Here is a 25053-nt window from a genome sequence, read left to right as displayed (position 1 = left end):
GTAAAAGGAGAATTACCCGTGATTGGAGAGCAGGACGTCCTTGGCTTCGTTGATCCGCGCCGCCAGGAAAGAGGTCCCTCCGAGGTCGGGGTGCAGGCGCTGCATCAGGCGGCGGTGCGCCTTGCGGATATCCGCAGAGGTGGCTCCCGCTTCAAGACCAAGGACCTTGTAGGCCTCCTCCTTAGTCATGGGGCCAGAACCTGGCGCAACACCATGCCGGTCGTCACCATCCGGCTTAGCGTTGTCGCGCCAAGCGGGGAACCGGCCGTCAAGATACGTCTCTAGGAGCTGCCGGCTCTCACCGTCGCCGGCGAGATCGTCATAAAGCTCCTTCAACTGCTTCAGCGTCATGCCGGAGAGCATTTTCTGCTCATGGCGCCCGGCAAGGACCATGCCTTCCAGCGCGCCGGTATCGTGGTCGAGCTCCATCTCCAGGGCAGCCGTCCTGACCGTCGAGCGCTGGCCTCGCGGCTTCGCCACCCGCCCCTTCGCCCGGCCGAGCCCGTACCAGGCGAAGGCGCCCGACAGCAGCATGCCGCCGATGGCTGCGCGTCCGGTGACGGTGAGAAGCGCGCCGGCAATGGCAAGCACCGCCGGCCCGGCGAGGCGCAAGCTTGCGGCAAGCTGCGAAGCATCGACGCGCAGGAACGCGGCGACCAGGCCGACCGCCACCAGCAACACGGCAAGGATGCCAAGCACCACGCTCATCCCGTCTTGCCGCTCCGCATGCTCTCGATCATCAGCCGGTCCTCCGGGCGGCCTCGCGCCTCGAGCGCCTTCAGCCCGCCCGTGGCAAACACCGCGACTGCCGACAGCAGTTTTGCCAGCGTCGCGGCGGAATTGCGGTCGAAGCGGAACCAGGCGCCCCTGGACAGCCGCGCGATCTCCTTGAAAGCCCTTTCCGCGATGGGGTCCCTGCCCTCCTGGAAGACGAAGACCGGCACGCCGCGCAGACCCAGATTGCCGGCCTTGGCAGCGAGTTCGTCGAGTTGTTCCTCCATGGCGTCGCCGATATAGACCAGCGCATCGACCTTGCTCGCCGCAGTCTCCTTCAGCGCATGGCTGAGCACCTTGCCGATCTGCGTATTGCCGCCTCGGCAGGAGATGCTCGTCATCAGCCGCTTCAGCGCATCCGTGTCGCCGACGAACTTCGACGCCTGGCATTCACCGAGACCGCGGAAATAGACGAGTTGCACGCCGAGTGCGCCCGCCTTGCCTCCTGTCTGGCCGACAGCGTCGAACATCTCCGCCTGCAGCGCGCAGGCCATGTCCCAGGTCGGCTGGCGGCTCATCGTGGCGTCGAGCGCGAGGATCAGGCGTCCACCCGCCGTGCGCGTGGCCGCGACCGCCTTCGCCTGACGCAGGAAGGCGTCGATCTCGCCGGATGACGACCGCTTCTCCGGCGCTTTCATGGCGCTCTTGGCCGGCAGAGGCGCTTTGTCCTTACTCATGGGCAAAAGATGTGACGACGCCGCGCAGCTTGCAAGCCCGGCAAGGGTTACGCGACCTATATAGTGCCCTTGCGCCGTTCTCTAATCTGCAGCCATGATCTGAAGGCGTCTGCAGAAATCATGAAGACAGAACCTGCCATTATCGTGAATACATATTTCCAATATTCCTGCCCATACACCGGAATTGCGAGCACGGCCATGGCTGTGTAGCAAAGTTCAACCATCCAACGGCAATAGTTCTTTGTAAGTCTCGGAATAAACGGCAAAGCCTTGTCGCGCTCGATCTCCGCTTCCAACGCCAACCTATCCCTGACATCCCAAGTGAGGGAATAAGCCATTCGCAACGGTAGCCTTCCAGCGATCAAAGCTAAGGACAAACTTGCAAATATAACTGCCGTCGACCCTACGAAAAAGGCATAGTTACCGGCGACGTAGGCCAAGACCGCAAGAACCAGGAAGACTGCATTCAGCACTGAGACCACGATGCCCCCTACTCGCACGTCGCCTTACAGAAGTCCTAACTCCGCCAATTCCTGCCTCAGCTTCGGCGGCATCTCGGCGATGCCCTTGCGGCCCTTGCCAAGGTCGGCGGGCGCCTCGTTCTGCTTCAGGTAGCGCCAGCCCTGGAAGGCGCGGCGTGGCTGCCATTCGGTCCGCACCACGACGGGATCGAGCATCAGGCGGCAGCGCGAGATGCCCTCGTCGTCGACGAACGGCCTGACTTCCAGCAGGCGCTGGCGGCACTGCACGCTGCCCTTGATGACCCAGTAGAGCGACCCGCCATCCGTGATCTCGGCTGCGCGCGTCGGCACCATGCGCGTCGTGTGCCAATGCTCCACCGGCTCGCCGGCGCGGCGGCGCTGCTCGAGCTTCTCCGCGATCCATTCTTCCAGATCTTCGACGCTCTCGCAGCCGACGCAGAGCTTTAGGATGTTCAGGGACATGCAGAAGATTTAGCGACGGCACAGCCGCGGTTCAATCGAAAGCCGCGTTATGCACAGGCGTAGAGGCCTCACGTCATGTTCGAATATGAAAATTAGCCACATCTAATTGATTTGAAAGATTATCTTTTGGCGACGGCTCCCGCCGCGATTGGAAATGCTCTAACGTCGCCTCCTTCCGGAGGGGGAGCAGATGACAGTTCTGGCGCAGCCGCGTGGCCGGTCTTGGCTCCCTGCGGCCACGATCGGCTTGCTGGCAGGGGTCGACAATATCGCGGCCTCGCTGGCCATAGCCGCGCTGCTTTTCGCCGGACCACTGTCAGCCGGACTGGGCGTCGGCGTCGGCATCGTGCTCGTCGGCGGTGCCATCCTCGCATTGGTTGTCGCGCTGCGAAGCACGCTTTCCAATTCCGTCGCCCTGGTACAGGAAAGCTCGGTCGCCATTCTGGCCGCTGCGATCATCGGCGCCACCGCACCGCTCGCCGGACCCGCCGAAGTCAGGGTCGCCACCGCCGTGGCTGTTCTTGGCGTTTCCACGCTGGCGACTGGGGCTCTCTTCTGGATCACCGGCCGGCTGAAACTCGGCGGGCTCGCACGGTTCCTGCCCTATCCTGTCGTCGCGGGCTTTCTCGCCGGATCGGGATGGCTGCTCGTCGACGGGGCGGCCGTCATGATGACCGGCAGCCACATCAACCTGGAGATGATCGAACGCGCCAGCCAGCCGGCAACGGCGCTTCTCATCGTTCCGGCCATCCTTTTCGCGATCAGCCTCCAGCTTGCCATCGATTGGCTCAGGCATCCGGCGACGATCGCGGTGGTCATGGTCGCTGCGGCGGTCGCGTTCTTCCTCGTCCTTGCTCTCTCTGGCATGTCGATCGAAGAGGCCCGTTCGTTCGGGTATTTCCCGCCATTGACCGCGCATGGCGGCGTTGAATTCCCGACCCTCGACATGCTCGGCCGGGTCGACTGGCAGGCGGTGTTCCTTGCTGCCCCGACCATCATTGCCGTGGCCGCCGTCAGCATGGTCGGGCTGCTGCTCAATCTCGGCGGGCTGGAGTTGGCCGTCCGGCGCGACATCGACGTCAATTCCGAGCTGAAATCCACCGGCATCGCCAACCTTCTCTCGGGCATCGTCGGCGGCCCCTCGGGTTATGTCGGGCTTGGCATGACCATCCTGGCCGAGCGCACCGGCGTTCACGGACGCGGTGCGGGCATAGCGACGGCGATTGCCATGATGGTCGGGCTCGTCGCCGCCGGTTCGTTCATTTTCCAGATACCCGTCTTCCTCGCTGCCGGCTTCGTGCTTTTCATGGGCATTGGCCTGCTCAAGGAATGGCTGATCGCCACACGCCGCGAGCTGCCGCTCGGCGAATGGCTGATCGTGCTCTTCATCCTCGCCTGCATCGTGCTGCTCGGGTTCCTGGAAGGGCTTGCGGTCGGCCTTCTGGTCTCGATCGCAGTCTTCGTCTTCAACTACGCCCGGCTGCCCATCGTGCGCGTCAGCGCAAACGGCATCGAATACCGCAGCTCAGTCGACCGTTCCGCCTCGGCCACGCGCTTCCTCGGCCGGCATGGCGAAGCGATCGAGATCATCCAGCTCCAGGGATATCTCTTCTTCGGCTCGGCCGACGGCATGGTGAAATACGTGCAGCGCAGGCTGGCGGATACCCAACGCATGCCGCTGCGTTTTCTCGTCCTGGATTTCCGCCATGTCACCGGTCTGGATTCCGCCGCCACGAGCGGCTTCCTCAAGATACGCCGGCTGAGCGAAGACCACGCGGTCAAGGTGTTCCTGACCCACGTGCCGGACGACGTCCGCAAGATCCTCGAACTGGCGAGTATCCGGTTTGGCGACGACGGGACAATGACGCTGGAAACCGACATCGACCATGCGCTGGAGCATGCCGAGGAGGCCATCCTCTGCGAGCAGGAGGACGACAGCGAGACGGGACTCCTCGGCCACTTCAACGCATTGGCCGGCCCGCACCCCAGGATGGGCGATCTCCTGTCGCTGATGACCAGGGTGCCGGTCGAGGTTGGCGACAGGATCATCACGGCGGGCGATAGGGCGGATGATCTTTTCTTCATCGCGCACGGCCGGGTCCGCGTACAGGTGACATTCCCGAATGGACGGAAGCTGCGTCTTCGCACGATGACGGATGGCTCCTTCGTCGGCGAGATCGGCCTCTACATGAGGCAGGAACGAACGGCGGACGTGATCGTGGAAAAGGCCTCGGAGATATTCCGGCTGGGCGCTGACGACCTGGCGCGGCTGGAGACGGATGACCCGGAGCTGGCCCTGCTCGCACACCGCCTGCTCGCGACCAACCTCTGCGAGAAGCTCAGCGTGGCGAACCAGACGATCAAGCGCGGCGAGCGCTGAGGCAATTCCAACAGGTTTGCCTCAGGACGTGCAAAAACTGGTAGTGCTCAGCACTCCACGACGTTGACCGCCAGCCCGCCGAGGCTGGTTTCCTTGTATTTCTCGCTCATGTCGAGGCCGGTCTGGCGCATCGTCTCGATCGCCGCGTCGAGCGGCACGAAATGCGTGCCGTCGCCCTTGATGGCGAGCGAGGCGGCGGTCACGGCCTTCACCGCGCCCAGCGCATTGCGCTCGATGCAGGGCACCTGGACGAGACCTCCGACGGGGTCGCAGGTCATGCCGAGATGATGCTCCAGCGCGATCTCGGCTGCGTTCTCGACCTGCTCCGGGGTGCCGCCCATGACGGCGCAGAGGCCCGCCGCCGCCATCGCCGAGGCCGAGCCCACCTCGCCCTGGCAGCCCACCTCGGCGCCGGAGATCGAGGCGTTTGTCTTGATGATGCCGCCGACCGCCGCCGCCGTCAGCAGGAAGTCGCGAATGCTTTCCTGGTCGGCTTCCGGGTGGAAATGCAGCCAGTAGCGCAGCACGGCGGGCAGCGTGCCGGCCGCGCCGTTGGTCGGCGCGGTGACGACGCGGCCGCCGGCCGCGTTCTCCTCGTTGACGGCCATCGCGTAGATCGACAGCCAGTCATTGGCGAGCAGCGGGTTCGGGCGGTTGGTGCGCCAGTCCTCGTTCAGCTTGTCATGCAGCGCCCGCGCGCGGCGCTTCACCTTCAGTCCGCCCGGCATGATGCCGTCCTGCGACAGGCCGCGCTCGATGCAGCCGAGCATGGCGCCCCAGATCGCATCCAGCCCCTCGTCGAGCTTCTCGCGCGCCATGTGGACTTCCTCGTTGGCGCGCTTCATTTCGGCGATCGAAAGGCCGCTTTTCTTCGCCATCGCCAGCATCTCGGCGGCGTTCCTGAAGGGATGGGGCACGCGCGTCGAGGACTTGTCCGGCCCCTTGGACTTCAGCCGCTGCAATTCCTCCTCCGACACGACGAAGCCGCCGCCGATCGAATAGTAGATGCGTTTCAGGAGCAGCCGGTCGTCCGCATCATAGGCCGAGAAAGCCATGCCGTTGGCGTGGCCGAGCAAGGGCGTCTTCTTGTCGAGCAGCAGATCCTTCGCTGGATCGAAGCGGTAGTCTGGATGGCCCGACGGCGAGATCCGCTTCGCCGCCGCGATCCCCGCGACAATGCCGTCGGCCTTGTCCGGATCGACCGTCTGCGGCGTCTCTCCGGCAAGGCCGAGGATCACCGCGCGGTCCGTGCCGTGGCCGACGCCGGTATAGGCGAGCGAGCCGTGTAGGCTGACGAAGATGCGGTCGACCTTTGCGCCCGCCGGGCGAGGCCAGTCGTTTCCGGCAATCTCGTCGAGAAAGCGCCGCGCCGCCGTCATCGGCCCCATCGTGTGCGAACTGGACGGACCGATGCCGATCTTGAAGAGATCGAATACCGAAAGGAACAAGGACTGGCTCCCTGCGCTGACCGACTGCGCTGTCTGAGGCTGTTTCGGGCCTTTTTCAAGGCCGGGCTTCACGTCCGCCGACTTCGGATGATCCGCCAGCGACATTGCGTATATAGTGCCCCGACCGGATGCAAGAAACGGGTTGCCGCATGCCCCTGTCCACCGCCGATCTCGCCGCTCTGGCTTTCTTCCTCGTCGTCTGGGCGTTTCACTCGCTGGCGACTGACGGGAGGCTTTTCAACCGCGTCTCCCTCTCGTCTGCCATGAACAGGCAGCGCGAGACCTGGATGCGCACCATGGCGCGGCGCGACCTGCGTATGATCGACACCTCGATCATGCTCGGCCTGCAGCAGGGCACCGCCTTCTTCGGCTCGAGCTCGCTGATCGCCATCGGCGGCTGCTTCGCCCTCATCGGATCGAGCGACCGCGTGCTCAACGTGCTTTCCGACCTGCCACTGTCCAACGCCGCAGCGGCGCGGCCGGTCTTCGAGGTCAAGGTGATCGGCCTGATCCTGCTGCTCGCCTATTCCTTCTTCAAGTTCGGCTGGTCCTACCGGCTGTTCAACTACTGCTCGATCCTGATCGGCGCCGTGCCGGTGCAGAAGGACGAGCCCGGCCACGCGGAAGAGACGGAAAAGGCGGTCCAGCGCGCCGCCAGGATGAACGTGCTGGCCGGCAAGCATTTCAACGCCGGCCTGCGCATGATCTTCTTCTCGATCGGCTATCTCGGCTGGTTCGTCGGCCCTGCCGTCTTCGCGCTGACCACGCTGCTGATCCTCGCCGTGCTTGTGCGCCGCCAGTTCTTCTCGGCGGCGCGCCGCGCCGTGCTCGACGGCTAGCAGTTCCAGAAAAGCGGGACCCGGTTTTCCGTCCGGAATTGCGGCGGACGGGAACTAGTCGTTCGGGCCCGGGAAGACGGAATCGATCCGTCCGACGAACTTGTAGGCGACCAGCCCGAACCATTCGCGGATCGCCATCGTCGTCGTCTGCAGGGAATCGGCCGGGTTGTCGCGCATCACGCCGACGCCCTCCTGGCCCGAGGTGCGGTAGTCGACCGGCCAGGGCACCACCGGGAACGCCGCCTTGCGGAACAGGCCGACCGAACGCGGCATGTGGAACGCCGACGTCACCAGCAGCCAGGTCTCGTCCTTGCCGGGCATCACCAGCCGCCGGATGTTCTCGACATTCTCGTAGGTGTTGCGCGATTCCTTCTCGAGCACGAGCCGGCTCTCCGGTATGCCGAGCGCCGTAAACAGCTTCGACGCGGTGTCGGCATCCCCCTCGCCGTCCAGCACCAGCGTACCGGTGCCGCCCGAAACCACGATCTTGGCGTCCGGATAGCGGCGCGCCAGCACCGCCGCCTCGATGAAGCGGTCGCCACCGCTGTTCACGTCATAGCCGCCGCGCGCGAGGTTGATCGCACCCTCGAAACCACCGCCGAGCACGATGATGCCGGCGACCTTGTCCGGCGCCGGCGGGCGCGGAAAACGCTCCTCCAGCGGATTGAGCATCAGCGCGCCGAGCGAGGTCCATGCCGACAGAGCGAGGATCAGCAGGGAGAGGAACGCGGAGACGCCGCCGAGCTTGCGCCAGCCGAACAGCGCGACAAGCAGCGAGAAGGCGAGCAGGAAGATCGCCAGGTTGAGCGGCTGGGCCAGGAACCAGAAGATTTTGGAGAGATAGAAAAACAAGAAGAACTCCGCCGCTTGCCGACCCTACCAAACTCTGCCCGCCAGACAACCGGCCCCGGCTCTTGTCCTCAGCCGCCTTGGTGTTTCACCGGCCGGGCCGCATAACCAGCGGCGTCACCACCACTTTTCCGGCGCGAAGCGCCCGGCGGCCTGCTCGATGACGTGCCCGGTCTGGAACAGCGTCTCCTCCTCGAACGGCTTGCCGATGAGCTGCAGCCCGAGCGGCAGCCCCTTGGCGTCGAGCCCGGCCGGCACCGCGATGCCCGGCAGTCCGGCCATGTTCACCGTCACCGTGAAGATGTCGTTTAGATACATCTTGACCGGATCGGCGGCCATGTCCTGGTCGGCGACACCGAAGGCGGCCGACGGGGTCGCCGGCGTCAGGATGACGTCGACGCCCGCGTCGAACACCTTTTCGAAGTCGCGCTTGATCAGGTTCCTCACCTTCTGCGCCTGCAGGTAGTAGGCGTCGTAATAACCGGCCGACAGCACATAGGTGCCGATCATGATGCGGCGCTTGACCTCGCGGCCGAAGCCGGCGGCGCGCGTGTTCTCGTACATCTCGATGATGTCCTTGCCCGGCACCCGCAGGCCGTAGCGCACGCCGTCATAGCGGGCGAGGTTGGACGAGGCCTCGGCCGGCGCCACGATGTAATAGGCCGGCAGCGCGTATTTGGTGTGCGGCAGCGAGATGTCGACGATCTCGGCGCCGGCATCCTTCAGCCAGGCGATGCCCTTCTGCCAGAGCGCCTCGATCTCCTCCGGCATGCCGTCGACGCGATACTCCTTCGGGATGCCGACCTTCATGCCCTTGACCGAGCGGCCGAGCGCCGCCTCGTAGTCCGGCACCGGCCGGTCGACCGAGGTGGTGTCCTTGGGATCGACCGACGCCATCGATTTGAGCAGGATCGCGGCGTCGCGCACGTCGCGCGCGATCGGGCCGGCCTGGTCGAGCGACGAGGCGAAGGCGACGATGCCCCAGCGCGAGCAGCGGCCATAGGTCGGCTTGATGCCGACCGTGCCGGTGAAGGCCGCCGGCTGGCGGATCGAGCCGCCGGTGTCGGTCGCGGTCGCGCCGGCGCAGAGGAACGCTGCCACGGACGCCGCCGAACCGCCCGACGAGCCGCCGGGCACCAGGTCGGCATTGCTGCCATTGGCGCGCCAGGGGTTTATCACCGGCCCGTAATGCGACGTCTCGTTGGACGAGCCCATGGCGAACTCGTCCATGTTGAGCTTGCCGAGCATCACCGCGCCGTCGGCCCAGAGGTTGGACGTCACCGTCGATTCATAGCGCGGCTTGAAGCCGTCGAGCACATGGCTGCAGGCCTGCGTGTGCACGCCCTCGGTGGCGAACAGATCCTTGATGCCGAGCGGAATGCCTTCCAGTGCCCCGCCCTCGCCCTTGGCGAGCTTCGCATCGGACGCCGCCGCCATCGTGCGCGCCTTCTCCGGCGTCACCTCGATATAGGCGTTCAGAGCCGGGTTGGCGCGCTCGATCGCGGCCAGATAGGCGTCGGTGATCTCGGCCGCCTTGATCTCCTTGGCGCGCAGTTTTTTCCTGGCGTCGGCAATCGTCAGTCTGGTCAGGTCGCTCATGCAGAAATCTTCTTTTCGTAAAAGCGCGAAAATCCCGAGTCCGGGTAGTCGAGCACTGCGCCGCAGACAGTGAAGCCGCCGCGCTCGTAAACCCTGTAGGCCGGCTCGAAGCCCACGGCCTCGCCGGTTTCGAGCACCAGCCGCGAAATCCCCTTTTCGCGCGCCAGCCTTTCGATGCGCTGGAGGAGGAGCGAGCCGACGCGTCTGCCCCTGACTTCCGGCAGCGTGAACATGCGTTTCACCTCGCCGAGCCCGCCGCCGTGATCCTTGAGCGAGCCCATGCCGACATGGCGTCCGCCCTCGTCGCGCGCGACGAACACGGTGATCGACGGATCGGCCATCTGCTCGACGGTGAGCTGGAACTGGAACTCGCGCGGCGTGAGCGGGATCATCGTCGCGTTGAGGTCGGCGACCATGGCGCGAACGTCGTCCTGCAGGGGCGTCTCTTCCGCGATCGTGATCGCCACGGCCTACTCCACCACCTTCGGCACGAGGAAGAAATTCTGGTCGGTCGCCGGCGCGTTGGCGACGATGTCGGCGGCCTTGTTGCCGTCGGTGACGGCGTCCTGGCGCTCCTTCATCTCCATCGGGATGACGGAGGTCATCGGCTCGACGCCGGTGACGTCGACCTCGTTCAACTGCTCGACGAAGCCGAGGATGGTGTTCAGCTCGCCGGTCATGCGCGCGGCGTCCTCCTCGCTGACCGCGATGCGGGCAAGGTGCGCGACGCGCTTCACTGTGGCGATATCGACGGACATGCGAAAACTCCGGCAAACCGGCTGGAACAGGGTGTCCGGGCTATAGCGAGGCGAAGCGTGCGGCGCAACAGAGATGCTGAGCGCAACGCCCCGTATGCGCGCCCCAAGAGATCAAATTCATATGAATGATGGCGGACCGGCGGTCCTGCGGTCATTCATATGTGACGAAGGAAAAGACGTTCCCGTCGGTGTCGCGGACGTGAAAATCCGTTCCGCCCCATTCCTTTTTCGTCGGCGTCTGCGCGAACGCGACGCCGCGTTGCCTGAATTCCTCGAACAGCGCCCGGACATCCGAGACCTCGATCGTGGCGAGGATCAGCGACACCTCCCGCGCTGCGAGTTCGGCGAAGTTCGGCTCATGAACGCAGCGCAGATGCAGGCACGCCTCGCCACGCGAGACCGAACCGTAGAACGGCGGGTCGCCGTGCAGGAAGTCTATCGCGAAGCCCAGCTTCTCCTTGAAGAAGCCGGCGCTCGCCGGCACGTCGCGGACGAACAGGATCGGGACAGCCGGTCTTATGACGACATCGCTCATCGGTATCCCCTCCATCGCGTCGTTCAAAAACGCAGGCGCTTTCCCAAACCTGTCAGGATGCTCAAGCGTCGTTTCCGTAACCGCTCGGCGTGGCCGAACGCAACCGTCCGCGTCACCGCAGACAGCGCGGTTACGGCTCCCAGGACTTGGCCTGGCCTGTCGCGGCGTCGATCTTGAGTTCGACCTTGGCGTTGTCGGACGTGTAGTAGGTGATGTTGTAGGTGCCTTCGCTGTCCCACTCGATATCGCTGACGTACCGAAAGCTCTCCCTTTGCTCGACCTTGGCGATGATCTCGGAAAGCTTGATGGCTTTTTCCGGCGGAACGGACGGCGGCTTTGTCTGCGCCTGGACTGCCCCGCCAAGCATCAGGAACGTGCAGGCGGTAGCAGCAAGGATTGTGTTGCGGGACATCGATGTTTTCCTTTCGCGGAACGCGACAGAAGAACGGGAAATCGACATCGCGGTTCCAGGACGGCCCAGGGCGGCGCGGGGGGCGCCCTGCCCCACCGCTACAATTCGACAGCCTTCCCCAGATCCGGCACGACCACTTTGGCGCCTGAGCCTTCCATGCCCTCCACGAACTTGTCGGCCGTCTGGTCGAGCAGACCGAAGGTCTTGTAGTGACAGGGAACCACGGTCTCGAAGTTGAAGAAGCGGCGGCAGGCGAGCGCGGCCACTGCACCGCCCATGGTGAAGCGGTCGCCGATCGGCACCAGCCCCACCTGCGGCTGGTGCAGCTCGTTGATCAGCGCCATGTCGGAGAAGATGTCGGTGTCGCCCATGTGGTAGAGCGTCTTGTCCTCGGGGAAATGCAGCACCAGGCCGAGCGGATTGCCGAGATAGACGTTCGAACCGTCGCCATTGTTGAAGGACGAGGAATGCAGCGCCTGCACGAAGGTCGTGGTGAAGCCCCCGCAATCGACGGTGCCGCCGGTGTTTCCCGGATTGATCTTCTCCGGCGATACGCCTTGGCCGACGAGATACATGCAGATCTCGAAATTGGCGACCAGTTGCGCCCCCGTCGCCTTCAGGATGGCCGCCGAGTTGCCGATATGGTCGTTGTGGCCATGCGTCAGGAGCACATGGGTTACGCCTTCCGCCGGGCCCTCCCAGCCCTGGTTCCAGAGCGGACTGTCGAGGAACGGATCGATCAGGATCGAGGCGCCTTTGACGTCGACGCGAAACGCCGACTGCCCGTACCAAGTCAGTTTCATCGAATTCTCCCTGATTTCTGCGGCTGGAGCGTCACGCCTTAAAAGGATAGAACGCAGGCGATCCGTGTCAAAGGAAGACCCTTGCCAGTCATTGCCATAGACGATGTAGCGGCCGCGCTGGAAGGCGGCAAGACGCTCGCCGGGCTGGACCTCGGCGAGAAGACGATCGGCGTCGCGGTGTCGGACCGCGGCCTTTCCTTCGCGCATCCGCGGCCGGTCATCCTGCGCAAGAAGTTCTCCATCGATGCAGCGGTCCTGCTGGATCTGCTGACACGCGAGAACGTAGGCGCGGTGGCGATGGGCCTGCCCGTCAACATGGACGGCTCCGAAGGTCCGCGCGCCCAGGCGTCCCGCGCTTTCGTGCGCAACATGGCGAAGCTCACCGATCTGCCCTTCGTCTTCTGGGACGAACGGCTGTCGACGGTGGCGGCGGAACGCACGCTGATCGAGATGGATTTTTCCCGGAAGAAACGCGCCGGCAAGATCGATTCGGCGGCGGCCGCCTTCATCCTGCAGGGCGTGCTCGACCGGCTTCACGCACTCGGCGAAGCGTCCGCTCCGAAATAGCGCCGGTGCGCGGCGCGAGCCACCCCGCGATCGCCTTGCGGCGACGGAACGCCCAGATCGCCAGGATGAGCAGCGTATCGAGGATGCAGGCCTTGGCGACGAGCAGGGGGATCGTCGACGGTTCGATGCCGAGCGCATCGCCGTACAGCTGGAAGAACAGGTCGTGCACCTGCCTGGTCAGCATGACGTAGCCGAAATTCATGTCGTTGAGCGACAGGAAGTACCAGCCCCAGAAGATGCCCATCGGCAGGGCCCAGGCTGCGAAGACCCAGCGCATCAGGATATACCTCCCGCTGCGCTCGCGTTTCCGTTCGGCGCCACGGCTTCTCTGGCTATCAAGCTGTTCGACACAGGCCGCATGAGAATCCCTTCGCTGTCTGGAGAGTGGTCCTCGCCAAAACGGGATGCAATGTAAACCATTTGTTAAGGTTAACAAAAAGTTGCCGTGGACGATCGACTTGTCCGCTTGACGGCCCTCAACGACGTGGATCTGCGCGATTCTTCAGTTTGCCGGCGGGTACAGCGTGTCGATGATCAGCCGCGCATCGTGGCGCGCGTCGATCATGCCGTAGGTGGTGCGCCACTGGCCGGCGAGCCGGGTCTCGATGAAGGCATCGGCGATCCGCCCCGCCCCCATGCGCTTCAGCTCGGCGGCGGCCGCCGACAGCGCCAGTTGCTCGGTGAGGATCCTGGCCGAACCCTCGTCGGAGCTGGCGACCTGCATGGCGGCTTTCAGCACGGCGACCGTGCCCGGTCCCCCGGCGCCGAGATCCTTCTCGATGCCGGCCAGCACCTCGTCGAACAGGCCGGGCGCCCGGCCGAGCACGCGCAGCACGTCGAGCGCCATGACGTTGCCGGAACCTTCCCAGATCGCGTTGACCGGCGCCTCGCGGTAGTAGCGGGCGAGCGGCATCTCCTCGACATAGCCGTTGCCGCCCAGGCACTCCATCGCCTCGTAGAGCAGCGCCGGCGCGATCTTGCACACCCAGTATTTCACCACCGGGGTCATCGCCCGCGCGAAGGACGCCTCGCGCTGGCTGCTCGCCGCCTCGTCGAAGGAGCGCGCCAGCCGGAAGGACAGCGCCGAGGCGCCAGCGACGTCGAGCGCCATGTCGGCGAGCACGCGCTGCATCAGCGGCTGGTCGACCAGCTTCTTGCCGAACACCTCGCGGTGGCGCGTGTGGTGGATGGCTTCCGCCAGCCCTGCCCGCATCAGCCCGGACGAGGCGACGGCGCAGTCGAGCCTGGTCAGCGTCACCATGTCCATGATCGTCTTGATGCCGGCGCCGGGCTCGCCGATCATCTGGCCGATGGCGTTGACGAGTTCGACCTCGGAGGATGCGTTGGAGCGGTTGCCGAGCTTGTCCTTCAGCCGCTGGAAATGGATGCCGTTGCCGCTGCCGTCGCCCAGCACGCGCGGCACTAGGAAGCAGGAGAGCCCCTCGCTCGCCTGCGCCAGCATCAGGAAGGCGTCCGACATCGGCGCCGACATGAACCATTTGTGGCCGTTGAGGCGATGGAAGTCGCGGCTCGCGCGCTCCGCCCTCGTCGTGTTGGCGCGCAGGTCGGTGCCGCCCTGCTTCTCGGTCATCCCCATGCCGAGCGTAAGCCCGGTCTTCTCGATCGGCGGCTTGCTGCTCTGGTCGTATTTGCGGGTAGTGACGCGCGGCGCCCACTCGCGGAACAGTTTCGGGCTCGCCATCAGCGCGGCGAGCGAGGCGCTCGTCATGGTGATCGGGCAAAGATGCCCGGTCTCGAGTTGCGCCGACAGATAGAAGCGCGCCGCCCTCACCTGGTGGCGCCGGCCCGTCTCGGCCGCGCCGTTCTCCCATATCGAGGAATGCAGGCCGCTCGCCACCGAGCGGCGCATCAGCGCGTGATAGGCCGGATGGAAATCGACCGTGTCGATCCGCCTGCCCTGCCGGTCGTGCGTCCTCAGCACCGGCGGCTCGACATTGGCGAGCCGCGCCGTCTCGTGCGCTTCCTGGCTGAGCACGAAGCGGCCGAGATTGTCGAGGTCCTTGCGCACCGGCGCGGCGAAATCCTCGGCGATCTGGATAAGCAGCGGATCGCCGCGCCAGGCGTTGCCGCCGGTGATCGGCGGCGTCTGGTTGGTTACCTCGTCGACCACGCGCTGTCCTTGTTGCTGTCAGCCGGCCACCGAATCCGGCTGGCCCTTGCCGGCTTTATATAGCCGAAGCGATCGTTAACGCGCGACCAAAATACCGGGGAGAAGCCTTTCAATCCAAAGCTCTCCGGCTTGCGAGCAGGCGACTGCCCGCCTATAGCAGCGCCTTGAGATGACTGAAGCGCCCCCTCCGCCGCTCTTCCCGCACCGCCATTTGCTTGGCATACGCGACCTGTCCCCCCCTGACATAGAAATGCTGCTCGACCGCGCCGATGCGGCCGTCTCCATTTCACGCCAGCCGGAGAAAAAGACCTCGACGCTGCGCGGGCGGACCCAGATCAACCTCTTCTACGAAGCCTCGACGCGCACGCAGTCGTCCTTCGAACTCGCCGGGAAACGGCTCGGCGCCGACGTCATGAACATGTCCGTCGCCAGTTCCTCGGTGAAGAAGGGCGAGACCCTCATCGATACCGCCATGACGCTGAACGCCATGCGGCCGGACATACTGATCATCCGCCACCAGGCTGCCGGCGCCGCCGCGCTGCTGGCGCAGAAAGTCGCCTGTTCGGTGGTCAATGCCGGCGACGGCGCCCACGAACACCCGACCCAGGCGCTGCTCGACGCGCTCACCATCCGCCGCGCCAAGGGACCGCTGTCGAAGCTGATCGTCGCGATCTGCGGCGATATCCTGCATTCGCGCGTCGCCCGCTCGAACATCATGCTCCTGAACGCGCTCGGCGCCCAGGTGCGCGTCGTCGCGCCCTCGACGCTGCTCCCCTCCGGCATCGAACGCATGGGCGTCATCGTCGCCAAGACCATGGCCGAGGGCCTCAAGGATGCCGACGTCGTCATGATGCTGCGCCTGCAGCGCGAGCGCATGGCCGGCGCCTTCGTCCCTTCGGTGCGCGAGTATTTCCGCTATTTCGGCCTCGACGCGGAGAAGCTGAAAGCCGCCAAGGACGACGCGCTCGTTATGCACCCCGGCCCGATGAATCGTGGCGTCGAGATCGCCTCCGAAATCGCTGACGGCCCGCAAAGCGTCATCCAGGAGCAGGTGGAGATGGGCGTCGCCGTGCGCATGGCGGTGATGGAGGCGCTGCTCGATCCGCGCCGCAATCCGGACGGAGGCGCGAAATGACCGTCACCGTCTTCCAGAACGCACGCATCGTCGACCCCTCGCGCGGCATCGACGAGACCGGCAGCGTCGTCGTCGAGGGCAAGAAGATCGCCGCCGCCGGCGCTTCCGCCCATAACCAGGGCGCGCCCGAAGGCGCCACTGTCATCGACTGCACAGGCAAGGCGATTATCCCGGGCCTCGTGGATTCACGCGTCTTCATCGGCGAGCCAGGCGCCGAGCACCGCGAGACCATTCACTCGGCGAGCCAGGCGGCTGCCGCGGGCGGCGTCACCTCGATCGTCATGATGCCCGACACCGACCCGATCATCGACGACATCGCGCTGGTCGAGCACGTGCTGCGCGCCGCGCGCGACACCGCGTCGGTGCATGTCTATCCGGCCGCCGCGATCAGCAAGAACCTCGAAGGCCACGAGATGACCGAGTTCGGCCTTTTGCGCGAGGCGGGCGCTGTCGGCTTCACCGACGGCCGCAACACCATCGCCAGCTCGGCGCTGATGCGCCGCGCGCTCACCTATGCGCGCGACTTCGGCGCTGTCATCGCGCATGAGACGCAGGACGCGGAGCTGTCGGCCTCCGGCGTGATGAACGAAGGCCTCTACGCAAGCTGGCTCGGACTGTCGGGCATTCCGCGCGAGGCCGAGGCGATCCCGCTCGAGCGCGACCTGATGCTTGCGCGCCTGACCCGCGGCAACTACCACGCGGCCAAGATTTCGACGGCGATGTCGGCCGCGGCGATCGCCCGCGCCAAGGCGGACGGCGCCAATGTCACCGCCGGCGTCTCGATCAACAACCTCTCCCTCAACGAGAACGACGTCGGCGAATACCGCACCTTCTTCCGCCTCTCGCCGCCGCTGCGCGCCGAGGACGACCGGCTCGCCATGATCGAGGCCGTCAAGGACGGCTCCATCGACGTCATCGTCTCCTCGCACGACCCGCAGGACGTCGACACCAAGCGGCTGCCCTTCGCCGACGCCGCTGTCGGCGCCATCGGTCTGGAAACGCTGCTCGGCGCGGCGCTGCGCCTCTATCACAATGGCGATCTGCCCCTGCTCAGGCTGGTCGAGGTTCTTTCCACCGCCCCGGCAAAACTCTTCGGCCTGCCCGGCGGACGGCTTTCGCCCGGCGCGCCGGCCGACCTCGCCGTCGTCGACCTCGACGAACCCTGGGTCGTCAACGAGGCCGACATACGCTCGCGCTCCAAGAACACCTGCTTCGAGGGCGCCCGGATGCAGGGCCGGGTCTTGCAAACCATGGTCGCGGGCCGCACAGTCTTTTCGTCGTAAGGCGGCAGCAAGCCCGCCGGGGAGGTCTCATGTCCTACGCGACGCTGATCGCGCTGGTTTTCGGCTATCTTCTGGGCTCCATCCCCTTCGGCCTGGTGCTCACGCGCGCGGCGGGCCTCGGCGACGTGCGCAGCATCGGTTCGGGCAATATCGGCGCGACCAATGTGCTGAGGACAGGCAACAAGGGCCTGGCCGCCGCGACCCTGGTCCTCGATGCGATGAAGGGCACGGCGGCCGTGCTGGTCGCCGCCCACTACGGCACCGAGGCCGCCATCGCCGCCGGCCTCGGCGCCTTCCTCGGCCATCTCTTCCCGGTCTGGCTGCGCTTCAAGGGCGGCAAGGGCGTCGCCACCTATATCGGCGTGCTGTTCGGCCTGATGTGGCAGGCGGCGCTGCTCTTCCTCGCCATCTGGATCGCGGTCGCGGTCGCTTTCCGCTACTCGTCGCTCTCGGCGCTCATCGCCTGCGTCGTCACGCCGGTCGCGCTCTGGTTCTGGGGCCAGCTCGACCTCGCCGTCCTCTTTGCGGTCTTGAGCATCATCGTCTTCATAAAGCACCGGGCCAACATCTCGCGGCTCCTTGCCGGCAGCGAAGGCAAGATCGGGGCGAAGGGCTGATGCGGTGAACAAGCCGGCCGCTGCCCCTCGCCTCAGCGACCGGCAACGGCTCAACTGGCTGCGCCTCATCCGCACCCCGAATGTCGGCCCGGCGACCTTCCGCGACCTGATCAACCGCTTCGGCTCGGCCGAGGCGGCGCTGGAGATCCTGCCGGAGCTGGCGATAGCCGGCGGCGCCGGACGCGCCATGCGCATCCCTTCCGTGGGCGAAGCCGAGGCCGAAATTGCGGCTGCCGCGAAGCACGGCGCGCAGTTCGTCGGCATAGGCGAGCCGGACTATCCGCCGCTGCTCAAGCGCATGGACCACCCGCCGCCCCTGCTGGCGGTCAAGGGCACGCCCTCGGTGTTTGCGCTGCCGCCGGTCGCCATCGTCGGCGCGCGCAATGCCTCGCTCGCCGGGATAAAGATGGCGCGCATGCTGGCCGGCGAGCTCGGCCGCCAGGGCTACGGCGTCGTCTCGGGCCTTGCGCGCGGCATCGACACGGCCGCCCATGAAGGCAGCCTGTCAACCGGCACGGTCGCGGTCCTGGCCGGAGGCCTCGATAGGCCCTATCCGCCCGAAAACATCGGCCTTCTCGAGGAAATCATTTCGGGCAGCGGCGCGGCCGTCTCCGAAATGCCGTTCGGCTGGGAACCCCGCCCGCAGGATTTCCCGCGCCGCAACCGCATCATCGCCGGCCTTTCCCTCGGCCTTGTGGTGGTCGAGGCGGCGAAGAAATCCGGCTCGCTGATCAGCGCGCGCCTCGCCAGCGAGATGGGCAGGCTGGTCTTCGCCGTGCCCGGCTCGCCTCTCGATCCGCGCGCTGCCGGCGCCAACGGCCTGCTCAAGGAAGGCGCAACCCTCGTCACGGAGGCGACCGACATCATCGAGGCCATCGCGCCGCTGACGGGCGCCGCGATCCAGCTTCCCCCTAAGCTCGACGAGCCGCCCGATTTCGGCTCCACACCGCCCCCCCAGGACGGCGACCGCGAGCGCGTCATCGAGGCGCTGGGGCCGACGCCCGTCGGCGTCGACGAGATCATCCGCCACACCGGCCTCCATCCGGCGCAGGTCTTCATGATTCTTTTGGAACTCGACCTCGCCGGCCGGCTCGAACGCCACTCAGGCGGAGCTGTTTCGCTTCTGCTCGGTGATGCGTAGGTTCGAAATCAGGCGGCTTTGTCCTGCCGGGTTGAGCGGATGAGGATGTCTCCCGAAATACCCAGGCCTTCGTTGAGGCGCCGGATCATTTCGATCGAAAGCCCTCGTTTCCTGTTCATCACCTCCGCAACGCGTGCACGCGATCCGATGTATGGCTCCAAATCCTTGCGAGTCAGGCCAAGCTGTTCCATCCGGAACTGGATAGCTTCGATCGGATCGGGAGGATCGAAGACGTAGAGCTTCTCCTCATAGGCCTCTATGAGCGTCACCAGAACGTCGAGCCGATCTCCTTCCGGCGTTCCGCTTTTTGCGCCCCAGAGCCGTTCGACTTCTGCCATCGCGCGCTCATGATCGGCCTCGGTCCGGATCGGCTTCAGGTCATTTTTCATGCTCGATCTCCGCTACGTCGATCCGATCGTACTGCAGGTGGGTTCCTATCCACTTGATCCAGACAATCGCCTTTTCATAGTCGACAGACACCACAAGTCGGTAATCGTTGCCTTTGATATTGAAGACGATCCTGTCAGCGCCGACGATGCTGGCCGTAGCATACAGTCGCTTCACGTCAGTGGAATTGCGCCAGGCCGCCCTGCTTACTTCAGCATACCATGCATCAACCGCGGCACGGACAGCACGCTGGTCCTTTCGGCCGGCAAGTTTATCTACGAAGACGCGCAGAGTTCGCCGGGCGATTATCCGCATTACCAGATAATATCACGCTCCCATAATGGGAGCAAGTCGCTCAAGCCGAGCTGTTTCGCTTTTGCTCGGCACCCCGTGAGCGGCGCTCGCCATTGAGGAGGTCGCTTGCTTCGAGGTAGGCCATTTCGATCAGGTAGGCGAGCATCTCGCAGCGCTCGGCTTCCGCCATGCTGCGCAGCTGTGCCAGCATCGACTGCATGTAATCGAGCGTTTCCGTACGCTTTCTGCTGGGCAGGGCATGCATCGTGCAAGACTCCATTGCCACCCCAGGCGCAGTTCATATGCGCGAGGCCATCGTTCAGTCTCTGGAATATTTTGCGGTTGTTCGCGACAGTCTCTTCCCATGAATATCACTAGCATATTTACTACAGGTTGCAAGGAATTTTTCCCTAGCGCAAAAGTTGCACAGGGTCGTGCGATCCGTGATTTTCGGCCCGCGGACTTGACCGAATGGAAAACCGCAGCCATTTGACGGACGATTCCGAAAAATCCGGCGCAGCCTTTCTTTATCTTGCGCCGCCCGCAGGGAAGTTTGAATCGCTCATGGACGTCGTCGTCGTCGAATCGCCTGCAAAGGCGAAAACGATCAACAAATATCTCGGCCGCAACTATAAGGTCCTGGCCTCCTATGGCCATGTCCGCGACTTGCCGGCCAAGGACGGCTCGGTACGGCCCGACGACGATTTCTCCATGTCCTGGGAGGTCGACGGCCCCTCCTCCAAGCGGCTCACCGACATCGCCAAGGCGGTCAAGGAGGCTGACGGCCTGATCCTCGCAACCGACCCCGACCGCGAGGGCGAGGCGATCTCCTGGCACGTGCTGGAGGTCTTGAAGAACAAGCGCGTGCTGAAGGACAAGCCGGTCAGCCGCGTCGTCTTCAACGCGATCACCAAGCAGTCCGTGCTCGATGCGATGGCCAATCCGCGCCAGATCGACGCGCCGCTGGTCGATGCCTATCTCGCCCGCCGCGCGCTCGACTATCTGGTGGGCTTCACGCTCTCGCCGGTCCTCTGGCGCAAGCTGCCGGGCTCGCGTTCTGCCGGCCGTGTCCAGTCGGTGGCGCTGCGGCTGGTCTCCGACCGAGAGGTCGAGATCGAGAAGTTCATCCGCGAGGACTACTGGCAGATCGTCGCCCAGCTCGGCACGCCGCGTTCCGATAGTTTCGAGGCCCGCCTCACCGGCTTCGAGGGCAAGCGGCTCCAGAAGCTCGACATCTCCTCGCAGGTCATGGCGGACGACATCCGCGCCATGCTGGAAGGCGCGTCCTTCAAGGCGCTGTCGGTCGAAGCAAAACCGACCAGGCGCAACCCCGGACCGCCCTTCACCACCTCGACGCTACAGCAGGCCGCCTCCTCGCGCCTCGGCTTCTCGGCGACGCGCACCATGCAGATCGCGCAACGACTCTATGAAGGCATCGACATCGGCGGCGAGACCGCCGGCCTGATCACCTATATGCGAACCGACGGTGTGCAGATGGCGCCGGAGGCGATCTCCAGCGCCCGCGATGCGATCGGTAAGGAATTCGGCGAAAAATACCTGCCGGAGAAGCCGCGCTACTATTCCACCAAGGCGAAGAACGCGCAGGAAGCTCACGAGGCGATCCGCCCGACCGACTTCTTCCGTACGCCCGGCCAGATGAAGCAGTATCTGGATAGCGACCAGCTGCGCCTTTACGACCTGATCTGGAAGCGCGCCATCTCCTCGCAGATGAACCCCGCCGAGATCGAGCGCACCACCGCCGAAATCGAGGCGGTCAACGGCTCGCGCACGGCGACCCTGCGCGCCGTCGGCTCCGTCATCCGCTTCGACGGCTTCATCGCCGCCTACACCGACCAGAAGGAAGACGACGCCGAGGACGAGGAAAGCCGCCGCCTGCCGGAGATCCGCGCTGGCGAATCGCTGAAGCGCGAGAAGATCGACGTCACCCAGCACACGACCGAGCCGCCGCCGCGCTACACCGAGGCGACACTGATCAAGAAGATGGAAGAGCTCGGCATCGGCCGCCCCTCCACCTATACGGCGATCCTGAAGACGCTCGAGGACCGCGAATATGTCACCATCGACAAGCGCCGGCTGATCCCGCAGGCCAAGGGCCGCCTGCTGTCGGCCTTCCTCGAAAGCTTCTTCGAGAAATATGTCGAATACGACTTCACCGCCTCGCTGGAGGAGAAGCTCGACGAGATTTCCGACGGCAAGCTCGCCTGGAAGGAAGTGCTGCGCGATTTCTGGCGCGATTTCTCCGCGGCGATCGACGAGATCAAGGACCTCAGGATCTCCGAGGTGCTCGACGCGCTGAACGAGGACCTTGCGCCCCTGCTCTTCCCTGCCCGCGCCGATGGCTCGAACCCGCGCACCTGCCCGAAATGCGGTACCGGCACGCTGTCGCTGAGGCTTGGCAAGAGCGGCGGCTTCATCGGCTGCTCCAACTATCCCGAGTGCAACTACACCCGCCAGTTCGGCGCCGAGGGCGCCGAGAACGGCGAGGCCGAAGGGCCGAGGGAACTCGGCAAGGATCCCTATACCGGCGAGGAGATCACGCTCCGCAACGGCCGTTTCGGCCCCTATCTGCAGCGTGGAGAGGGCAAGGAAGCCAAGCGCTCCAGCCTGCCCAAGGGCTGGACGCCCGACAGTATCGATCACGAGAAGGCGCTGGCGCTGCTGTCCCTGCCGCGCGACGTCGGCCAGCATCCGGAGAGCGGCAAGATGATCTCTGCCGGCCTCGGCCGCTACGGGCCGTTCGTCCTGCACGACGGCACCTACGCCAATCTCGAATCCATCGAGGACGTCTTCTCGATCGGTCTCAACCGCGCGGTCACCGTGATCGCGGAGAAGCTCTCCAAGGGCCGCGGCGCGCGGAACGGCGGAACTCCGGCGGCGCTCAAGGAGTTGGGCGAGCATCCGGACGGCGGCAACATCACCGTCCGCGACGGACGTTTCGGCCCCTATGTGAACCATGCGAAGATCAACGCCACCCTGCCGCGAGGCAAGGACCCGATGTCGGTGACGCTCGACGAGGCGCTCGCGCTGATCGCCGAGAAGGCTGCCAAGAGCGGTGGCGGCCGGCGACCCGCACGCAAGGCGGCGGCCAAGACCGGCACCGCTAAGAAGCCGGCGGCAAAGAAGAGCGCGGCCAGAAAGAAGGCATAGTTGGCAAGGCGAATTCCCGGCACCGGCCAGAAAGCGTCCCGCAAAGCCGCGGGCAAGGTTGCCGCATCGAAGGGCGACTTCCGGCCGTCGAAGGATGACGTCCTCAAATACATCGCCGAAAACCCCGATCGCTCGGGCAAGCGCGAGATCGCCAAGGCGTTCTCGCTGAAAGGCGACGACCGCATCTGGCTGAAGGACATGCTGCGCGACCTGCAGGACGAAGGCCTGCTCAACAAGGAGCGCAAGCGCCTCACCCGCGCCGGCAGCCTGCCGCATGTCAGCGTGCTCGAAATCTATTCGCGCGACGCCGATGGCGGGCTGCTCGCGCGGCCCAGCGAATGGAACGAACGTTTCGGCGAGCCGCCGGTCGTCTCGCTCCGGCCCTCGCGCAGCGGCCCGGCGCCGGGCGTCGGCGACCGCGTTCTGGCGAAGACATTCCCGTCGGAGGAAGCCGAAGGCCCCGCCTATACCGGCCGCGTGATGAAGGTGTTCGAGAAGCGCGCCGAGGCAGTGCTCGGCGTGCTGCGCCAGGCGGCGGACGGCTCCTTCCGCATCGAGCCGGTCGAGCGCCGCCAGTCGGAGATGACCGTCTCGCGCGACGACCTCAACGGCGCGGAAAAAGGTGATCTCGTCGAGGTCGAGCAGACCTCGTCCGCCCGCTACGGCCTGCCCCGCGCGCGCGTCCTCCAGGTGCTGGGATCGCTGACCTCGGAAAAGGCGGTCTCGATGATCGCCATCCACGCGCACGAGATCCCGCACATCTTCCCGCAGGACGTGCTGGCTGAGGCCGAGGCGGCAAAACCCGCCACCATGGCCGGCCGCGAGGATTTCCGCGACCTGCCGCTCATCACCATCGACCCGGCCGACGCCAAGGACCATGACGACGCCGTCCATGCCGAGCCCGATGCCGACGAGAAGAACCTCGGCGGCGTCATCGTCACAGTCGCCATCGCCGACGTCGCCGCTTATGTCCGCCCGGGCTCGCCGCTCGACCGCGAGGCCCTGCGCCGCGGCAACTCGGTCTATTTCCCCGACCGCGTCGTGCCGATGCTGCCCGAGCGCATCTCCAATGACCTCTGCTCGCTGAAGGGTGGCGTCGACCGGCCGGCGCTCGCCGTGCGCATGACCTTCTCGGCAGAGGGAAGGAAGATCCGCCACAGTTTCCACCGCGTGATGATGAAGTCGGCGGCGAAGCTTGCCTACCGCCAGGCGCAGGCGGCGATCGACGGCGCCCCCGACGACGTCACCGGCCCGATCCTCGACACCGTGCTGAAGCCGCTCTGGGATGCCTATGCGGTGCTGAAGCGCGGCCGCACCGCCCGCCAGCCGCTCGAGCTCGACCTGCCCGAGCGCAAGATCCTGCTGAAACCCGACGGCACCGTGGACAAGGTGGTCGTCCCCGACCGCCTCGACGCCCACAAGCTGATCGAGGAGTTCATGATCCAGGCGAATGTCGCGGCGGCCGAGACGCTGGAGGCAAAGCTCCAGCCGCTGGTCTACCGCGTCCACGACGCGCCATCGCTCGCCAAGCAGGAATCGCTGCGCGAGTTCCTCGCCACGCTGGGCATGTCGCTGGCGCGCGGCGCCTCCCTCACCCCGCGCCAGTTCAACGGCATCCTGGCGCAGGTCGAGGGCGCCGACAACGAGGCGCTGGTCAACGAGGTGGTGCTGCGTACCCAGAGCCAGGCGATCTATTCGCCGGAGAATCTCGGCCATTTCGGCCTGAACCTGCGCCGCTACGCGCATTTCACCTCGCCGATCCGGCGCTATGCCGATCTCATCGTCCACCGCGCCCTGATCTCGTCGCTGAAGCTCGGCTCCGACGGCATCACCCGCGCCGAGGAGGAGCGGCTGGAGGAGATCGCCGGCCTGATCTCCGCCACCGAGCGCCGCGCCATGGCCGCCGAGCGCGAGACGGTCGACCGGCTGATCGCCGCCTATCTCGCCGAGCAGGTCGACCAGACCTTCGAGGCGCGCATCTCCGGCGTCACCAAGGCGGGACTATTTGTCCAATTGCCGCAGTATGGCGCCGATGGTTTCATCCCCATATCTTCGCTCGGAGACGATTATTACCATTTCGATGAAGCCGCGCGCGCCCTGTTCGGCAGCCAGTCGGGCAAGGGTTTCCAGCTCGCGGACCATGTTGAGGTCAAGCTGGTCGAGGTGGCGCCGCTCGCCGGCGCGATGCGCTTCGAGATGCTGAGCGAGCCGAAGCCCCTGCCGGGGTCGAAGCGCTCGTTCCACAAATCGAAGGGCGGCCGGAAATTGCGTGAACGCGCGTCGCAGTCGCGCCGCGGCAAAAGGAGATGAGA

26 protein-coding genes are annotated in these 25053 nt (G+C 65.4%); 9 read left to right on the top strand and 17 right to left on the bottom strand.

The genetic code is table 11. The features are described from left to right. Positions 1-12 precede the first annotated feature (12 nt). The 4 genes from D8676_RS20340 to D8676_RS20325 are packed head-to-tail and all read right to left on the bottom strand — an operon-like array spanning position 13 to position 2395. Positions 13-708, bottom strand: a complete 696-nt coding sequence (locus D8676_RS20340; RefSeq protein WP_121582921.1) for a DnaJ domain-containing protein — start codon at positions 706-708, stop codon at positions 13-15. Next, positions 705-1451 carry a VWA domain-containing protein gene (locus D8676_RS20335; RefSeq protein ID WP_121582920.1) on the bottom strand — a complete coding sequence of 249 codons (747 nt, stop codon included), beginning with the start codon at positions 1449-1451 and terminating at the stop codon, positions 705-707. Before D8676_RS20335 ends, D8676_RS20340 begins: the two co-directional genes overlap by 4 nt. Positions 1452-1507: 56 nt before the next feature. Next, the gene (locus D8676_RS20330) at positions 1508-1933 is read right to left on the bottom strand and encodes a hypothetical protein (protein ID WP_147448230.1); all 426 of its coding nucleotides are present in this window, start codon (positions 1931-1933) and stop codon (positions 1508-1510) included. A 24-nt stretch (positions 1934-1957) separates the two neighbouring features. Next, positions 1958-2395, bottom strand: a complete 438-nt coding sequence (locus D8676_RS20325; RefSeq protein ID WP_121582918.1) for a DUF1489 family protein — start codon at positions 2393-2395, stop codon at positions 1958-1960. A 190-nt stretch (positions 2396-2585) separates the two neighbouring features. On the opposite strand from D8676_RS20325, the gene D8676_RS20320 reads away from it, so the two are divergent. Then, positions 2586-4775: a SulP family inorganic anion transporter gene (locus tag D8676_RS20320; protein ID WP_121582917.1), complete on the top strand. Its 2190-nt coding sequence runs from the start codon at positions 2586-2588 to the stop codon at positions 4773-4775. Between the two features lie 47 nt (positions 4776-4822). Here D8676_RS20320 and D8676_RS20315 read toward each other — a convergent pair whose 3' ends face one another. Continuing rightward, positions 4823-6223, bottom strand: a complete 1401-nt coding sequence (locus D8676_RS20315; protein ID WP_121583030.1) for an L-serine ammonia-lyase — start codon at positions 6221-6223, stop codon at positions 4823-4825. A 149-nt stretch (positions 6224-6372) separates the two neighbouring features. Between D8676_RS20315 and D8676_RS20310 the strand changes: the two genes are divergently transcribed. Beyond that, complete coding sequence (locus D8676_RS20310) at positions 6373-7062, top strand: DUF599 family protein (RefSeq protein ID WP_245426952.1); 690 nt, start codon at positions 6373-6375, stop codon at positions 7060-7062. Between the two features lie 54 nt (positions 7063-7116). Here the strand turns inward: D8676_RS20310 and D8676_RS20305 are convergent, their stop codons facing one another. The 7 genes from D8676_RS20305 to D8676_RS20275 form a co-directional block, all read right to left on the bottom strand. After that, positions 7117-7914, bottom strand: a complete 798-nt coding sequence (locus tag D8676_RS20305; RefSeq protein WP_121582915.1) for a YdcF family protein — start codon at positions 7912-7914, stop codon at positions 7117-7119. A gap of 114 nt (positions 7915-8028) precedes the next feature. Further along, positions 8029-9510 (bottom strand): Asp-tRNA(Asn)/Glu-tRNA(Gln) amidotransferase subunit GatA, encoded by a 1482-nt coding sequence (gene gatA, locus D8676_RS20300; protein ID WP_121582914.1) that lies wholly within the window; start codon positions 9508-9510, stop codon positions 8029-8031. Next, entirely contained in the window at positions 9507-9977 is a 471-nt protein-coding gene (locus tag D8676_RS20295; RefSeq protein ID WP_121582913.1) for a GNAT family N-acetyltransferase, read from the bottom strand. Before D8676_RS20295 ends, gatA begins: the two co-directional genes overlap by 4 nt. Positions 9978-9980: 3 nt before the next feature. Beyond that, on the bottom strand, positions 9981-10268 hold the full coding sequence (gene gatC, locus D8676_RS20290) for an Asp-tRNA(Asn)/Glu-tRNA(Gln) amidotransferase subunit GatC (RefSeq protein ID WP_121582912.1): 288 nt from the start codon (positions 10266-10268) through the stop codon (positions 9981-9983). 151 nt (positions 10269-10419) lie between these two features. Further along, positions 10420-10803: a VOC family protein gene (locus tag D8676_RS20285; RefSeq protein WP_245426949.1), complete on the bottom strand. Its 384-nt coding sequence runs from the start codon at positions 10801-10803 to the stop codon at positions 10420-10422. 130 nt (positions 10804-10933) lie between these two features. Then, positions 10934-11215, bottom strand: a complete 282-nt coding sequence (locus D8676_RS20280; RefSeq protein WP_121582910.1) for a PepSY domain-containing protein — start codon at positions 11213-11215, stop codon at positions 10934-10936. 98 nt (positions 11216-11313) lie between these two features. Continuing rightward, a complete protein-coding gene (locus tag D8676_RS20275) occupies positions 11314-12018 on the bottom strand; it encodes a metal-dependent hydrolase (protein ID WP_121582909.1) in 705 nt (234 codons plus the stop codon). Between the two features lie 81 nt (positions 12019-12099). Between D8676_RS20275 and ruvX the strand changes: the two genes are divergently transcribed. Next, complete coding sequence (gene ruvX / locus D8676_RS20270) at positions 12100-12585, top strand: Holliday junction resolvase RuvX (protein ID WP_121582908.1); 486 nt, start codon at positions 12100-12102, stop codon at positions 12583-12585. On the opposite strand, the gene D8676_RS20265 is transcribed toward ruvX, so the two are convergent. Beyond that, positions 12524-12862, bottom strand: coding sequence for a DUF6105 family protein (locus D8676_RS20265; RefSeq protein WP_348629027.1), 339 nt, complete (start codon positions 12860-12862; stop codon positions 12524-12526). The genes ruvX and D8676_RS20265 overlap by 62 nt on opposite strands. A 225-nt stretch (positions 12863-13087) precedes the next feature. Further along, the gene (locus tag D8676_RS20260) at positions 13088-14716 is read right to left on the bottom strand and encodes a DNA alkylation response protein (protein ID WP_121582907.1); all 1629 of its coding nucleotides are present in this window, start codon (positions 14714-14716) and stop codon (positions 13088-13090) included. A gap of 169 nt (positions 14717-14885) precedes the next feature. Here D8676_RS20260 and D8676_RS20255 point away from each other — a divergent pair, with 169 nt between their 5' ends. Genes D8676_RS20255 through dprA form a run of 4 tightly spaced genes read left to right on the top strand, consistent with a single transcriptional unit; the run spans position 14886 to position 18892 of the window. Beyond that, positions 14886-15851: an aspartate carbamoyltransferase catalytic subunit gene (locus D8676_RS20255; protein WP_121582906.1), complete on the top strand. Its 966-nt coding sequence runs from the start codon at positions 14886-14888 to the stop codon at positions 15849-15851. Continuing rightward, entirely contained in the window at positions 15848-17134 is a 1287-nt protein-coding gene (locus D8676_RS20250) for a dihydroorotase (protein ID WP_121582905.1), read from the top strand. Before D8676_RS20255 ends, D8676_RS20250 begins: the two co-directional genes overlap by 4 nt. Positions 17135-17163: 29 nt before the next feature. Further along, complete coding sequence (plsY, locus tag D8676_RS20245) at positions 17164-17751, top strand: glycerol-3-phosphate 1-O-acyltransferase PlsY (protein WP_121582904.1); 588 nt, start codon at positions 17164-17166, stop codon at positions 17749-17751. Positions 17752-17755: 4 nt separating this feature from the next. After that, positions 17756-18892, top strand: a complete 1137-nt coding sequence (dprA, locus tag D8676_RS20240; RefSeq protein ID WP_121582903.1) for a DNA-processing protein DprA — start codon at positions 17756-17758, stop codon at positions 18890-18892. A gap of 8 nt (positions 18893-18900) precedes the next feature. On the opposite strand, the gene D8676_RS20235 is transcribed toward dprA, so the two are convergent. The 3 genes from D8676_RS20235 to D8676_RS20225 are packed head-to-tail and all read right to left on the bottom strand — an operon-like array spanning position 18901 to position 19838. Further along, entirely contained in the window at positions 18901-19281 is a 381-nt protein-coding gene (locus D8676_RS20235) for a helix-turn-helix domain-containing protein (RefSeq protein ID WP_121582902.1), read from the bottom strand. Continuing rightward, a complete protein-coding gene (locus D8676_RS20230) occupies positions 19271-19594 on the bottom strand; it encodes a type II toxin-antitoxin system HigB family toxin (protein WP_121582901.1) in 324 nt (107 codons plus the stop codon). Before D8676_RS20230 ends, D8676_RS20235 begins: the two co-directional genes overlap by 11 nt. A 40-nt stretch (positions 19595-19634) precedes the next feature. Next, positions 19635-19838 carry a hypothetical protein gene (locus D8676_RS20225; protein WP_121582900.1) on the bottom strand — a complete coding sequence of 68 codons (204 nt, stop codon included), beginning with the start codon at positions 19836-19838 and terminating at the stop codon, positions 19635-19637. 299 nt (positions 19839-20137) lie between these two features. Here D8676_RS20225 and topA point away from each other — a divergent pair, with 299 nt between their 5' ends. Together topA and rnr are read left to right on the top strand one after the other, a co-directional pair. Beyond that, on the top strand, positions 20138-22741 hold the full coding sequence (gene topA, locus D8676_RS20220) for a type I DNA topoisomerase (RefSeq protein ID WP_121583028.1): 2604 nt from the start codon (positions 20138-20140) through the stop codon (positions 22739-22741). Next, a complete protein-coding gene (rnr, locus tag D8676_RS20215) occupies positions 22742-25051 on the top strand; it encodes a ribonuclease R (RefSeq protein ID WP_183097177.1) in 2310 nt (769 codons plus the stop codon). It abuts the gene before it with no gap. Positions 25052-25053: the final 2 nt, after the last annotated feature.

Origin of the sequence: Mesorhizobium sp. YM1C-6-2 (genome assembly GCF_003666685.1) — a bacterium.
GTDB lineage: Bacteria > Pseudomonadota > Alphaproteobacteria > Rhizobiales > Rhizobiaceae > Mesorhizobium_K.
The sequence above is the reverse complement of the archived record's forward strand: the minus strand, read 5'-3'. Positions and strand labels throughout refer to the sequence as shown.